At 62.9% G+C, this 13,764-nt stretch carries 11 protein-coding genes; 10 read left to right on the top strand and 1 reads right to left on the bottom strand.

The genetic code is table 11. From position 1 onward, the window contains the following. Positions 1-74: 74 nt before the first annotated feature. Entirely contained in the window at positions 75-1,226 is a 1,152-nt protein-coding gene (tmpA, locus tag RFM68_RS06200) for a 2-trimethylaminoethylphosphonate dioxygenase (RefSeq protein WP_320231817.1), read from the top strand. After that, the gene (gene tmpB, locus RFM68_RS06195) at positions 1,223-1,807 is read left to right on the top strand and encodes a (R)-1-hydroxy-2-trimethylaminoethylphosphonate oxygenase (protein WP_320231816.1); all 585 of its coding nucleotides are present in this window, start codon (positions 1,223-1,225) and stop codon (positions 1,805-1,807) included. Before tmpA ends, tmpB begins: the two co-directional genes overlap by 4 nt. A gap of 208 nt (positions 1,808-2,015) precedes the next feature. On the opposite strand, the gene RFM68_RS06190 is transcribed toward tmpB, so the two are convergent. Further along, on the bottom strand, positions 2,016-3,818 hold the full coding sequence (locus RFM68_RS06190) for an NAD(P)-binding domain-containing protein (RefSeq protein ID WP_320231815.1): 1,803 nt from the start codon (positions 3,816-3,818) through the stop codon (positions 2,016-2,018). A 424-nt stretch (positions 3,819-4,242) separates the two neighbouring features. On the opposite strand from RFM68_RS06190, the gene RFM68_RS06185 reads away from it, so the two are divergent. The 8 genes from RFM68_RS06185 to RFM68_RS06150 all read left to right on the top strand — a co-directional run bounded on the left by RFM68_RS06185 (position 4,243) and on the right by RFM68_RS06150 (position 13,741). Further along, entirely contained in the window at positions 4,243-5,994 is a 1,752-nt protein-coding gene (locus RFM68_RS06185) for an acetolactate synthase 3 large subunit (protein ID WP_320231852.1), read from the top strand. Between the two features lie 130 nt (positions 5,995-6,124). Then, on the top strand, positions 6,125-6,697 hold the full coding sequence (ilvN, locus tag RFM68_RS06180) for an acetolactate synthase small subunit (protein ID WP_042644054.1): 573 nt from the start codon (positions 6,125-6,127) through the stop codon (positions 6,695-6,697). A gap of 118 nt (positions 6,698-6,815) precedes the next feature. Further along, positions 6,816-7,412 carry a LysE family translocator gene (locus RFM68_RS06175; RefSeq protein WP_320231814.1) on the top strand — a complete coding sequence of 199 codons (597 nt, stop codon included), beginning with the start codon at positions 6,816-6,818 and terminating at the stop codon, positions 7,410-7,412. Positions 7,413-7,624: 212 nt separating this feature from the next. Then, positions 7,625-8,911 (top strand): efflux RND transporter periplasmic adaptor subunit, encoded by a 1,287-nt coding sequence (locus RFM68_RS06170; RefSeq protein ID WP_320231813.1) that lies wholly within the window; start codon positions 7,625-7,627, stop codon positions 8,909-8,911. Then, complete coding sequence (locus RFM68_RS06165) at positions 8,908-12,069, top strand: efflux RND transporter permease subunit (RefSeq protein ID WP_320231812.1); 3,162 nt, start codon at positions 8,908-8,910, stop codon at positions 12,067-12,069. Before RFM68_RS06170 ends, RFM68_RS06165 begins: the two co-directional genes overlap by 4 nt. Before the next feature lie 79 nt (positions 12,070-12,148). After that, positions 12,149-12,754, top strand: a complete 606-nt coding sequence (nthA, locus tag RFM68_RS06160) for a nitrile hydratase subunit alpha (RefSeq protein ID WP_320231811.1) — start codon at positions 12,149-12,151, stop codon at positions 12,752-12,754. Beyond that, positions 12,751-13,410, top strand: coding sequence for a nitrile hydratase subunit beta (nthB, locus tag RFM68_RS06155; protein ID WP_320231810.1), 660 nt, complete (start codon positions 12,751-12,753; stop codon positions 13,408-13,410). Before nthA ends, nthB begins: the two co-directional genes overlap by 4 nt. Continuing rightward, on the top strand, positions 13,397-13,741 hold the full coding sequence (locus RFM68_RS06150) for a nitrile hydratase accessory protein (RefSeq protein ID WP_320231809.1): 345 nt from the start codon (positions 13,397-13,399) through the stop codon (positions 13,739-13,741). The genes nthB and RFM68_RS06150 overlap by 14 nt, the downstream gene beginning before the upstream one ends. Positions 13,742-13,764 lie beyond the last annotated feature (23 nt).

The raw sequence follows: 13,764 nt of genomic DNA, 5'->3' as shown, positions 1-13,764 counted from the left end.
ATTATGCCTGTGGTAAAGTCAGCATGCAATCCATGCTCGCAGTAGCGGGTTGGAAATCTGGGAGCTTGTGGGGCATGCTGACGAGAGCAACGCTGGGCGACGAGGGACGAACGATCGAGCTTGGCTGGCAGGATGGAGCGCGCAGCCGCTTCCATGCCATGTGGCTGCGCGACAATGCGCTGGACGACAAGACGCGCAGCGCCGGCAACGGCCAGCGGCTGATCACAATCCTCGACATTCCGGCCGAGACGCGGATCGGCGCGGCTTCGATCAGGGGCGAGGTGCTCGAAGTCACGTTCGTTCCCGAAGGCAAGACCGTCGGCTTTCCCGCAAGCTGGCTTCGCAGCCATGCTTACGATCGACAGGAGGCTCGCGAGCCCGGCTGGACGGGAAGCGACATACGGCGCTGGACCAAAGCCACGATGCAGAATTCCGTGCCGCGCGCCGTCTATGCCGACGCCGGTCGCGACAGCAATGTGCTGCGGCAATGGTTGGCCGCGGTGCGCGATTACGGCTTTGCAGTCATGGACGGCCTGCCCGCCGAATCCGGCGCACTGTGCAAGGTGGCCGACCTGTTCGGCTATATACGGGAGACCAATTACGGGCGCTGGTTCGAGGTGCGCGCCGAGATCAATCCAAACAATCTCGCCTACACCAATCTCGGCCTGCAGGCGCATACCGACAATCCCTATCGCGATCCGGTGCCGACGCTGCAGATCTTGGCCTGCATCGAGAACACGGTCGAAGGCGGCGAATCCAGCGTCGTCGACGGGTTCGCGGTGGCGGCGGCACTTCAGGCGGAAAACCCCGCGGGCTTCCGGCTGCTCTCTTCCCATCCGGCACGCTTCGAATATGCCGGCTCGTCGGGTGTGCGGCTGCGGTCCAAGCGGCCGATGATCGAGCTCGGACCCGACGGGGAGCTCATCTGCATCCGCTTCAACAACCGCTCGCTGGCGCCGGCCGTCGACGTGCCGTTCGCCGAGATGGACAAATATTACGCGGCCTATCGCCGGTTCGCCGAACTGATCGAGGATCCGGCCTTCGAGGTGACGTTCAAGCTCGAAGCGGGGCAATCCTTCATCGTCGACAACACCCGCGTCATGCATGCGCGCAAGGCGTTTTCCGGCAGCGGCAAGCGTTGGCTCCAAGGCTGCTACGCCGACAAGGATGGCTTGCTGTCGACGTTGGCGGCAATCGAGCATCGGTTCAAGGAGGCGGCGGAATGAACCCGAACGAGTTGAATGCAGGCAACATCGTCGAATTCATCGCCGATATCTTCGAGCGCCGCGGGGCGGAATCCTATCTCGGCGAGCCCGTCACGATGTCCGAGCATATGCTGCAGGGTGCGTGGCTGGCCGAGCAGGAGGGCGCGCCGGACGAATTGGTGGCAGCGGCTCTGCTGCACGACATTGGCCACTATACCAGCGAGTTCGGCACCTATTCGCCGGACGACGTCGAGGACAAGCACCATGACGAGGCGGGCGGAGAGGTGCTTGCGCCTTTCTTTCCCCCGGTCATCGTCGAATGTGTGCGGCTGCATGTCTCGGCCAAGCGTTACCTTTGCGCCACCGACCCGACCTATTTCAGCAGACTGTCGCCGGCCTCTGTGCATACGCTGTCGCTGCAGGGCGGACCGATGAATGCCGAGGAAGTGGCTGAGTTCCGCAGCAATCCATTCCACGACGAAGCGGTGCGCGTGCGCATCTGGGACGAGGGCGGCAAGGTCGCCGACATGAAGACGCGCGCCTTTCGCGATTACGTGCCGCTGCTGGAGCGCGTGGTGAAAAAGTTCGCGGCTGAAAGATAGCTTAGCCGGCGGCAAAGCTCGGAGGAGAAAGCCGATGTGTTTCCGCTTCGATGGCGACCGTCGACTGGCGGCATATCGGCCGGATGGATGCAGTGAATCCCAGCTGGCGCGCGAGCGCCAGGGCCTCGCGGTGGCTGCGGGCAACGCCTCGTTCAGCAATGGCGCGGCCAGGGCCGCGCCTTCGCTGGACTGCGGCTCGGAAACCAGTCTAACCCTTGTGATGAACCTTCTGCAGTCCGTAGACCGGCGTCGGGATGCCTTCATGCCGGGCCTTCAGTTGTAGCGACAGGAACTGCGAATAGTGGCGCGACTGATGCAGGTTGCCGCCGTGGAACCAGAGAGCGTCCTGCTGGGTAGGCTTCCACATGTTGCGGAGCTCACCCTCCCAGGGGCCCGGATCCTTGGTCGTGTTGGAGCCGAGGCCCCAGCATTTGCCGACCTTGTCCGCGACCTCCCTGGAAATCAGGTCGGCCGCCCAGCCGTTCATGGAGCCGTAGCCGGTGGCGTAGACGATGAGGTCCGCCGGCAATTCCGATCCGTCTGAAAGCAGCACGGAATGCTCCTTGATCTCCTTTACCTCGGTACCGCTTTTCAGCTTGATCGAACCGTCGATGATCAGGTCGGACGCGCCGATGTCGATATAGTAGCCGGAGCCGCGCCTGAGATATTTCATGAACAGGCCGGACTGGTCGTCGCCCCAGTCCAGCATGAAGCCGGCCTTCTCCAGGTCTTTGTAGAACCCGGCGTCGCGCCTCTTCATCTCGGCATAGGCGGGAATCTGGAATTCGTGCAGGATCTTGTAGGGCAGGGAGGCAAAGATGAGATCCGCCTTGGCCGTCGTGATGCCGCTTTGAACAGCCTTTTCCGAGTAAAGCGAACCTAGCCCAACCTCCATCAGCGTGTCGGACCTGGAGATATGGGTGGTCGAGCGCTGCACCATGGTGACATCTGCGCCGGCTTCCCAAAGTGCCGCGGCGATGTCGTGGGCGGAGTTGTTGGAGCCGATGACGACGGCCTTCTTGCCGGCATAGGCGTCGGGGCCGGGGTGCCTGGAGGAATGGTGCTGATCGCCCTTGAAACTGTCCATGCCTTTGAAGTTCGGCATGTTGGCCTTGCCGGATTGTCCGGTGGCCAGCACCAGCTGCTTCGGCTTCAGCGTGATGTCCTTGCCGTCGCGGCGGACGACGACCGTCCATTCCTTGTTCTTGTCGTCATAGGTGGCGCTTTTGGCTTCGGTCGAGGGCCAGTAATTCAGCTCCATGACCCTGGTATACATTTCCAGCCAGTCGCCGATCTTGTCCTTGGGCGAGAAGACCGGCCAGTTCTTCGGGAAATCGATATAGGGCAGATGGTCGTACCAGACCGGGTCGTGCAGGCAGAGCGACTTGTAGCGCTTGCGCCAGCTGTCACCGGCCCGCTCGTTCTTCTCGACGATGATGGTCGGCACGCCGAGTTGCCGCAGCCGTGCGCCGAGCGCGATGCCGCCCTGGCCGCCACCGATGATGAGCGTGTGGGGCTGGCGCGTGAAGCCGAGCTCGGCGGCCTCCTTCTCGCGCTCCTCCTTCCAGGTCGGCCGGTTCTTGCCATGACCGTGCTTTGCGCCGAGCGGGCGGTCGAAACCCGCCGGCTCCTCATGGCCTTTCAGTTCGACCATTGTGGTGAGCAGCGTCCAGATCTTGCCGTCCTTCAGCCTGATGTGGCCGAAGCCGCGCGCCACGGCTGTTTCGAAGGCGATCCAACCTTCAAGCAACCCGCCGCTCTCCGTAGCGTCTTCGCCATCGGCGATCGCCCAGTTCGACGGCCTCGTCTTGGCCAACTGGCTCACCAGCATGTCGCGGACCTGGTCGCGCCCTTCCATGGTCTTGATGTTCCAGGTGAAGGTGACGAGGTCGCGCCAGTAGCAATCCTCCTGAAAGCAGGCGACGGCGTTGTCGATATCGCCGGCGGATAATGCTGCGCCGAATTTGTCGAGCAGGTGGGCAAGTTTGTTGTTCGGGGCCTTGTCGAGCATCAGTTTCCTCCAGGCTTGGGATCGCTTCTTGGGTGAGCGGCATGGCCGGATAGGGCACCGGCATCCGCAAACTATTCCGGCAAAATCTCTGTTGCGTCACGCCCCCCAATAGTTTGGCGCGTTTTCAATGGCTTGAGCGGGCAAGTGGCGTAAAGGCGTCATTTTTGCCGTTGACAGGTCGCCTTTCGCGCCCTTAGTGTCCGCGACCATGAAGACGGCACTCATTCTCGTAGGCAGGCGCGTGGGCAAGGCGGTGTAACCGCCGGGCGAAAACCTCCCATGCGCATCACACAGGCTCCCTCGGGGGCCTTTTTTATTGCCTGAAATCCAAATAAACGACCAGCAATCGCCAGACGGCGGACAGTACGGGACCAGACCGATGAGCAATAGACAGAACGAGCGGCGCGAAATGCCAAGAGCCGAGATGACTGGCGCGGAGATGGTGGTGCAGGCGCTGAAGGACAACGGCGTCAAGCACATCTTCGGCTATCCGGGCGGCGCGGTCCTTCCGATCTATGACGAGATTTTCCAGCAGGATGAGGTCGAGCATATTCTGGTCCGGCACGAGCAGGGCGCCGGCCATGCGGCCGAAGGCTATGCGCGCTCGACCGGCAAGGCCGGCGTGCTGCTGGTGACATCCGGCCCCGGCGCCACCAATGCGGTGACACCGCTGCAGGACGCGCTGATGGATTCCATCCCGCTGGTCTGCCTCACCGGCCAGGTGCCTACCTCGCTGATCGGCTCCGACGCCTTCCAGGAATGCGACACAGTCGGCATCACGCGGCCCTGCACCAAGCACAACTGGCTGGTGAAGGACGTCAACGAGCTCGCCGCCACCATCCATGAAGCCTTCCATGTCGCGACGACCGGGCGTCCAGGTCCGGTCGTGGTCGACATTCCGAAAGACGTGCAGTTCGCCAAGGGCATCTATGTGCCGCCGCAGACGGCGCCGCGCACCAGCTACCAGCCGAAGGTCCAGGGGGACCTGGAGAAGGTCAAGGCCGCGGTCGAACTGATGGCCGGCGCCAAGAAGCCGATCATCTATTCGGGCGGCGGCGTCATCAACTCCGGTTCGGAAGCCAGCCACCTGCTGCGCGAGCTGGTCGACCTCACCGGCTTCCCGATCACCTCGACCTTGATGGGGCTCGGCGCCTATCCGGCATCGGGCAAGAACTGGCTCGGCATGCTCGGCATGCACGGCACCTACGAAGCCAACATGGCCATGCATGACTGCGACGTGATGATCTGCATCGGCGCGCGCTTCGACGACCGCATCACCGGCAGGCTCACCGCGTTCTCGCCGAACTCGAAGAAGATCCACATCGACATCGATCCGTCGTCGATCAACAAGAACGTCCACACCGATGTGCCGATCATCGGCGATGTCGGCCGGGTGCTGGAGGATCTGGTGCGGCTGTGGCGGGCGACCGCCAAGACCGACAAGAAGGCGCTCTATCCGTGGTGGGAGCAGATCGCGAAGTGGCGCGCCAGGGACTCGCTCGCCTACAAGATGAACAACGACGTCATCATGCCGCAATATGCGATCCAGCGGCTCTACGCGCTGACCAAGGACATGGACACCTACATCACCACCGAGGTCGGCCAGCACCAGATGTGGGCGGCGCAGCACTATCATTTCGACAAGCCGAATCGCTGGATGACCTCCGGTGGGCTGGGCACGATGGGTTACGGCCTGCCGGCGGCGCTCGGCGTGCAGATCGCGCATCCGGATGCGCTGGTCATCGACATCGCCGGCGACGCCTCGGTGCAGATGACGATGCAGGAAATGAGCTCGGCGGTGCAGTATGAGGCGCCGATCAAGATCTTCATCTTGAACAACCAGTATATGGGCATGGTGCGCCAGTGGCAGCAGCTGCTGCATGGCAACAGGCTGTCGCATTCCTATACCGAGGCGATGCCGGATTTCGTCAAACTGGCGGAAGCCTATGGCGGGCATGGCATCCGCTGCGACAAGCCGGGCGAACTGGATGATGCGATCAAGGAGATGATCTCGGTCAAGAAGCCGGTGCTGTTCGACTGCCGCGTGGCGACTTTGGCCAACTGCTTCCCGATGATCCCGTCCGGCAAGGCGCATAACGAAATGCTGTTGCCCGACGAGGCCACCGACGAGGCTGTCGCCAACGCCATCGACGCCAAGGGCAGGGAACTGGTGTAGCCGCGGGTCGAAACGTTCACGCAATTCCAGGAGAACCGCTATGCACTTCTCCTGGAATTGCTAGGTTCGCGGCGGGAAGCCGTGTGGAAACAGAGAATTAGCGCAAGCGCTTGAAACAGAGATTCACGTCATGAACGCACAGCTTCAGCCGACCGGTTCGGCTTATTTCATCGCCAAGGAAACCGAGAAACCGGAAACGCACACGCTTTCCGTGCTGGTCGACAACGAGCCGGGCGTGCTTGCCCGCGTTATCGGCCTGTTCTCGGGCCGAGGCTATAACATCGAAAGCCTTACCGTTTCCGAGACCGAGCACGAGAAGCATCTGTCGCGCATCACCATCGTGACGCGCGGCACGCCGCATGTGATGGAGCAGATCAAGCATCAGCTCGAGCGCATCGTGCCCGTGCACCGGGTGGTCGACCTGACCGTGCGCTCGCATGAGCTCGGGCAGGAGCGGCCGCTGGAGCGCGAACTCGCGCTGGTCAAGGTCGCGGGCACCGGCGATGCCCGCGTCGAGGCGCTTCGTCTTGCGGATGCTTTCCGCGCCTCGGTCATCGACGCCAACACCGAGCATTTCATCTTCGAGATCACCGGCAAGGGCTCCAAGCTCGACCAGTTCATCGCCATCATGAAGCCGCTCGGCCTCGTCGAGATCTGCCGCACCGGCGTCGCTGCGATGAACCGCGGCCCGCAGGGGATGTAAACAAGACGGGTACCGCTCACACCGTTCCAATCGTCTCTCTGGTCCGGCAGTCCCCCGCTAGTGGCTTTTGCGCGTCTGCTAAAAAGGACAATAAGACTGACGTATCTGGGAGGATAACATGTCGCTCGACGCATTCCTTGCCCTGTTGGTCTACGCCCTCGTGACATCGATCACGCCGGGGCCGAACAACCTCATGCTGCTGGCTTCCGGCGTTAATTTCGGTATCGCCAGGACGGTCCCGCACATGCTGGGCATCAGCATCGGGTTTCTGCTCCTGCTGCTGGCCGTCGGCTTCGGGCTCGGCGCGGTGCTGACGGCGTTTCCGGCACTGCATACGGTGCTGAAAATCGCGGGCGCCGGCTATTTGCTCTACCTCGCCTGGAAGATCGCGATGTCGCGCTCGATGAGCGATGGAAAAGGGGCGGAGGCTAATCCGATGCGCTTCATCGATGCGGCGGCCTTCCAGTGGGTCAACCCCAAGGCATGGGTGATGGCGATCACCGCCATGGCTGTCTACGCCAATCCCGATCACCCGTTCGTCTCAGTGGCGCTGATCTCGATCGCCTTCACTATTGTCAACCTGCCCAGCGTATCCGTCTGGGCCGGATTCGGCACGGCGCTGCGCGGCTTCCTCTCTGAACCGGTGCGGCTGAAATGGTTCAACATCGCCATGGGTGTGCTGCTCGCGGCAACGCTGTGGCCCATGCTCCGCTGAGGGCATTTCGGACCCGTACGCGGGTCCGCGACGGTATGTTAGCCGGCTGCCTCGTTATTGTGCACTGCACATTAAATCTTCGTAATACCGCGTTTTGGCCCTTTTCCGCCAAAGCCTTGTCCTATCTATTCGGCGAAAATCGCGGCACGAGGCCGTGAAACGAGCTAGAATGGACCACCGGGATCGGCGTGTCGGTAGAGGACTTATTGTCGATGCGCGGAAAAATCGCCCTTACAGTTGTAGCGCTCGCCTGTCTGGCGGGCGCAGGCCTCTACGTTTCGCCCACGACGTCGGCCAAGGTCCAGCAGCTGATTTCGGGCAAGCAGGCCGACGCAGCCAGCACGGACAAGACGGCGGGCGGTGACAAAGCGGCCAACGCCTCGGACAATGCGAAAGGCGGCGGCGCGCGTTCTGCCTCGATTGTCTCCGCCACCGCAACGACCGCCGATTTCCCGATCCGCCGCTATGCCATCGGCTTCGTCTCCTCGCCGGCGGTGGTCAGCATCAATGCCCGCGTCTCCAGCCAGATCATGTCGATCGACGTCAAGGACGGCCAGATGGTGAAGGCCGGCGATGTTCTGTTCCGGCTCGATGACCGCGCGCTGAAGGCGCAACTGGCCAAGGACCAGGCGACGCTTGTTAAGGACCAGGCGATGCTGGTGAGCGCCCAGGCCGATCTGCAGCGCGCCAAGGATCTTGTCGCAAAGCAGGCCGGCACGCAGCAGACCTACGATCAGGCGCTGGCGGCGCAGAAAGCCGCGGCCGCAACCATCGATGCCGACAAGGCGACCATCGATGCCGATACCGTGCAATTGAGCTACGCGACCATCTCGGCGCCGATCTCGGGCAGGCTCGGCGCCGTCAACGTCTCGGTCGGCGACCTTGTCACCACCAGCAACGGCAACTCAAGCAGCACGACGCCGCTGGTCACCATCACCCAGATGGACCCGCTGCAGGTGAATTTCACGCTGCCGGAAAGCAACCTCGCCTTGCTGCACAAGGCGCTCGCCGACCCGCAGCAAGGCGGCGTGACGCTGACCAAGGACGGCGATCCCACGCCGATCGGCAGGGGCACGCTCGATTTCGTCGATTCCAGCGTCGATACGGCCTCCGGCACCATCGCCACGCGGGCGAGCATACCGAACGCGGATCTTTCGTTGTGGCCAGGGCAGTATGTGAACGTGGTGCTCGAGGCCGGCACGATGCCGCAGATGACCTCGGTTCCGACGGTCGCGGTCCAGCCCAGCCAGAAGGGCCCGTTCGTCTATGTCGTCAAGCCGGACAGCACCGTGGAGATGCGTCCGGTGCAGGTGGCGCTGACGGAGGGTGCGAACAGCGCCATCAGCGGCGGTCTGAAGAGCGGCGAGAAGGTCGTCGTCGAAGGCCAGACGCGGCTGAAGGACGGCGCGGCGGTGCATGAAGGCAAGGCTGCCAGTGGCGGTGGCCAGACCGCGCCCAAGGTCGCGGAAGCCGACAAGGCCAGCGGGGCTGCCCAATGATTTCCGAATTCTGCATTCGCCGGCCGGTCGCCACGCTGCTGATGTCGTTCGCCCTCATTCTGGGCGGCATTTTTGCCTATAAGTTCCTGCCGGTGGCGGCGCTGCCCAGCGCCGAATTTCCGGTGGTCAACGTTTCGGCCAGCCTGCCCGGCGCTTCGCCGGAGACGATGGCGACATCGGTGGCGACGCCACTGATCAAGCAATTCGCGACGATCGCCGGCATCGATTCGATCTCGACGACCAATTCGCTCGGCCAGACCTCGATCGCCATCCAGTTCGTCCTCAATCGCGATATCGACGCGGCGGCAGCGGACGTCCAGGCGGCAATCGCGCGAACGCAAAAATCGCTGCCGACGCAGATGACGTCGCCGCCAAGCTATCGCAAGGTCAATCCGGCCGACGCGCCGATCCTTCTGATGTCGCTGGTCAGCGACACTATCCCGCTGACCGATCTCGACGCCTTTGCCGAAAACGTCATCTCTCCGTCGCTGTCGACCATCGATGGCGTGGCCCAGGTGTCGATCTTCGGCCAGCAGAAATACGCGGTACGCATCCAGATCGATCCGACCGCGCTTGCCGCGCGCGGCATCTCGATCGATCAGTTGCAGGCGGCCGTCGCTTCCGCCAACAGCAATACCCCACTCGGCGTACTGCAGAACAACAAGCAACAGCTGACCATCACCGCCAACACCCAGCTTACCGCCGCCGCCGGTTTCTCCAACCTCATCATTGCCACCAAGAACGGTCACCCGGTGCGGTTGGGAGAGGTGACCCGCGTCGTCGATTCCGTGCAGACCACGACGACGGCGAGCTGGTACGACGGCACCCGCGCGATCATTCTCGCGGTCCAGCGCCAGCCCGACGCCAACACCGTCGACGTCGTCGACAAGGTCAAGGCGATGCTGCCGTCCTTCCAGGACCAGATGCCGGCGGCGGCGTCGATCAAGCTCCTCAACGACCGCTCGACCTCGATCCGCCAGGCCGTCGACGACGTTCAGTTCACGCTGCTGTTGACCATCGCGCTGGTGGTGTTGGTGATCTTCGTGTTCCTGCGCAGGGTAACGGCAACGATTATCCCCGCGGTGGCGGTGCCGATCTCGCTGATCGCCACCCTCGGTGCGATGTTCCTGTTCGGCTTTTCCATCGACAACATCTCGCTGATGGGCCTGACGCTAGCGGTCGGCCTCGTCGTCGACGATGCCATCGTCATGCTCGAAAACATCTTCCGTCACATGGAAGAGGACGGGCTGTCGGCGTTCGACGCCTCGCTGAAGGGCGCGCGCGAGATCGGCTTCACCATCATCTCGATCTCGATCTCGCTGGTGGCGGTGTTCATTCCGGTGCTTTTGATGGGCGGCGTTATCGGCCGCATCTTCAACGAATTCGCCGTCGTGGTGACCGTCGCCATCCTGGCCTCGATGTTCGTGTCGCTGACGCTGACACCGATGCTTTGTTCGCGGCTGTTGTCGGTGACCAAGGCGGATCGCGAAGCGCACGCCCCCGGTCACAAGCACGACCTCGTCACGCGCGGCTACGACTGGCTGCTCGGATTCTGCCTGCGCAACACCTTCCTGGTGTTCCTGGTCTTCGTCGGCACGGCGGCCGCGTCGGTCTGGCTGATCCAGATTTCGCCGAAAGGGTTCTTCCCGCAAGAGGACATCAGCCAGATCTCGGTGACGACGCTCGCGCGCCAGGACATTTCCTTCGATGCCATGGTCAAGCTGCAGGGGCAGGTTGCCGACGTCTTCTCGCATTCGCCTTATGTGACGCATGTCGCCTGGTCGGTGGGCGGTAGCCAAAGCGCGCTCAATCAAGGTCGGCTCTATGTGCAGTTGAAGGACAAGAGCCAGCGCCCCGATATTGAGAAGGTCCAGGCCGATCTGCGGCGGCAACTTTCGAATGTGGCTGGCATCGAGACCTATATGCAGCCGGTGCAGAATCTCAGGCTGGGCTCGCGGTCGTCGGCCAGCGCCTACCAGCTCGTGGTACAAGGCCTCGATACCGGTCAGGCCGACATATGGGCGCAGAAGCTCGATGACGCGATGGTAGCCGACCACGCACACTTTACCGACGTCACCAGCGATCTGCAGAACAATGCCCTGCAGGCTTCTTTGGTGATCGACCGTGACAAGGCCGCCCAGCTCGGCATCGATACCGACACGCTGCGCACGGCTCTTTATGGCGGGTTCGGCACCGACCAGGTTTCGACGATATTCGGTTCGGCGGACAGCTATGAGGTCATCACCGAGCTCGATCCCAAGATCAACTGGTCGCCGGAGCGGATGCTGGCCATCCAGATGCGAACGTCCAGCGGCAGCCTTGTGCCGCTTGGCGCCTTCGCGCATGTCGACCGCACGGCCGGCGCGCTGACGGTCAATCAGCTCGGCCAGCTTCCGGCGGTGACGATTTCGTACAATCTGCCGCAGGGCGTATCGCTGGGCGACACGGTGACCCGCATTGAACAGCTCAAGGACCAGATCGGCATGCCGAAGGAGATTTCGACAACCTTCGCCGGCACGGCCAAGACGTTCCAGGATTCGCTCGCCAACCAGGGTCTGCTGATCGGCGGCGCAATCCTGACGATCTACATCGTGCTCGGCATGCTCTACGAGAGCTTCATCCATCCGCTCACCATTCTTACCGGCCTGCCTTCGGCGGTGCTGGGGGCGCTCGTTGCGCTGCGCTTCGCCGGAATGGACCTGTCCGTGATAGCGGTGATCGGCATCCTGATGCTGATCGGCATCGTCAAGAAGAACGGCATCATGATGGTCGACGTGGCGCTGGAACTCAGGCGAGAGGGCATGTCGGCAACGGAATCCATCCACAAGGCCTGCCTGATGCGTTTCCGGCCGATCATGATGACGACGCTGGCGGCATTGATGGGCACGTTCCCGATCGCGCTCGGCACCGGCGCCAGCGCCGAATTGCGCCAGCCGCTCGGCGTCGCGGTGGTCGGCGGCCTACTCGCCTCGCAGGCGCTGACCCTGTTCGTCACACCGGTGATCTATGTCTACATGGAGAATTTCTCTGGCTGGCTGATCCGGCTCATGCCGAAGCGGAAGGCGGAGCTGAGTGTCGTTGAAAACAGCGACCAGCCCTCTCTGTTCGGCACCAATGACGACATCCCGAGGGAGCCGCAGAAAACAGCGGCCGAATGACCATATGATGCGGCTCGGATAGAAGCTGGCCCAAGGCCTTGCGCTTGCGAGTGGCGGATCGGGGTCGTAGTTTTGGGTCATGGCCCACGATCATGACCACGACAATGAGTTCGACCCATTCGCGGCGCGGGTGCGCGCCCTGGAAACGATCCTGACTCAAAAGGGCCTGATCGATCCGGCGGCCATCGACGTCATCGTCGATACCTATGAGACGAAGATCGGCCCGCGCAACGGCGCCAGGGTGGTGGCCAAGGCCTGGAACGACCCGGCTTACGCCGACTGGCTGAAGCGCGACGCGACCGCGGCGATCGAATCGCTCTCCTATACCGGCCGCCAGGGCGAGCACATGCAGGCCGTGTTCAACAGCGAGGAGACGCATAACCTCGTCGTCTGCACGCTGTGCTCCTGCTACCCATGGTCGGTACTCGGCCTGCCGCCGGTCTGGTACAAGGCGCCGCCTTATCGCTCGCGCGCTGTCATCGATCCGCGCGGCGTGCTGGAAGAATTCGGGCTGACGCTGCCGGCGGACAAGAAGATCCGTGTCTGGGATTCGACCGCGGAGCTTCGCTATCTGGTGGTGCCGATGCAGCCGCGGGGCACCGAGGGCTGGAGCGAGGAACAACTTGCCGGACTGGTCAGCCGCGATGCGATGATCGGCACCGCGCTGGCGAAAGAACCGGCATGAACGGACCGCACGATCTCGGCGGACAGATGGGTTTCGGGCCGGTCGCGCCCGAGAAAGACGAGCCCTATTTCCATGCCGCATGGGAGAGGCGGGCGCTCGGCGTCACGCTCACCGCCGGCGGCATGGGCGCCTGGAACATCGATGAGAGCCGGCATGCGCGGGAATCGCTGCATCCCGCCGATTATTATTCATCGAGCTATTACCAGATCTGGATCAAGGCGCTGGAAACGCTGCTGAAGCGCCACGGCTTCGTCACCGAGCGCGATCTTGCCGCCGGGAGGGCTGTCGATCCTGCCGCGACGCCGAAAAGGGTGCTGAAAGCAGCGGATCTGCCGGCCGTGCTCGCCAAGGGCGGGCCGTGCGACCGTCCCATCGCCACGCCGGCGCGTTTCCGGGCGGGCGATCGCGTACGGACGAAGAATTTCAACCCGACCGGACATACGCGCCTGCCGCGCTACGCGCGCGGCAGGAACGGGACGATCGAGGCGGTGCACGACGGCTTCGTCTTCCCCGACAGCAACGCCCATGGCAGGGGTGAGAACCCGCAATGGGTCTATACGGTGGTGTTCGACGGAGCGGAAATCTGGGGCGAGGGCGCCGACCCGACGCTCAGCGTCTCGATCGATGCCTGGGAGAGCTATCTTGAGCCGACATGAAGGCGTGTTGCCGGCGGGTTTCGACGAGCCGATCTTCGCCGAGCCGTGGCAGGCCGAAGCCTTCGCCCTGACGGTTGCGCTGCACGACAAGGGCCTGTTCTCGTGGAGCGAGTGGGCGGAGGTTTTGTCCGCCGAGGTGAAGCAGCCGGGCGCCGCGATGGACGGCCACGATTATTACGAGCATTGGCTAGCGGCGCTGGAAAAATTGCTGTCGCTGAAAGGCGTTGCCGGCAAGTCAGAAGTCGACGCTTTCGCCGCCGCCTGGGAACGCGCCGCGCACGCCACGCCGCACGGCAAGCCGATCCTGCTGGAGAATGATCCCGGGGCTTGATAGCTGGCTGCGATCCGTCAGAT

This window comes from Mesorhizobium montanum (genome assembly GCF_033977145.1).
Classification (GTDB): Bacteria; Pseudomonadota; Alphaproteobacteria; order Rhizobiales; family Rhizobiaceae; genus Mesorhizobium; species Mesorhizobium montanum.
This window is presented reverse-complemented; position numbering and strand designations above follow the sequence as displayed.

Excerpts from the sequence above, each read along its gene's own strand:
- RFM68_RS06185 (WP_320231852.1), top strand. The coding sequence starts at position 4,243 with ATGACTGGCGCGGAGATGGTGGTGCAGGCGCTGAAGGACAACGGCGTC.
- ilvN (WP_042644054.1), top strand. The coding sequence starts at position 6,125 with ATGAACGCACAGCTTCAGCCGACCGGTTCGGCTTATTTCATCGCCAAG.
- RFM68_RS06170 (WP_320231813.1), top strand. The coding sequence starts at position 7,625 with ATGCGCGGAAAAATCGCCCTTACAGTTGTAGCGCTCGCCTGTCTGGCG.
- nthA (WP_320231811.1), top strand. The coding sequence starts at position 12,149 with ATGGCCCACGATCATGACCACGACAATGAGTTCGACCCATTCGCGGCG.
- RFM68_RS06175 (WP_320231814.1), top strand. The coding sequence starts at position 6,816 with ATGTCGCTCGACGCATTCCTTGCCCTGTTGGTCTACGCCCTCGTGACA.
- tmpA (WP_320231817.1), top strand. The coding sequence starts at position 75 with ATGCTGACGAGAGCAACGCTGGGCGACGAGGGACGAACGATCGAGCTT.
- RFM68_RS06165 (WP_320231812.1), top strand. The coding sequence starts at position 8,908 with ATGATTTCCGAATTCTGCATTCGCCGGCCGGTCGCCACGCTGCTGATG.
- nthB (WP_320231810.1), top strand. The coding sequence starts at position 12,751 with ATGAACGGACCGCACGATCTCGGCGGACAGATGGGTTTCGGGCCGGTC.
- RFM68_RS06190 (WP_320231815.1), bottom strand. The coding sequence starts at position 3,818 with ATGCTCGACAAGGCCCCGAACAACAAACTTGCCCACCTGCTCGACAAA.
- tmpB (WP_320231816.1), top strand. The coding sequence starts at position 1,223 with ATGAACCCGAACGAGTTGAATGCAGGCAACATCGTCGAATTCATCGCC.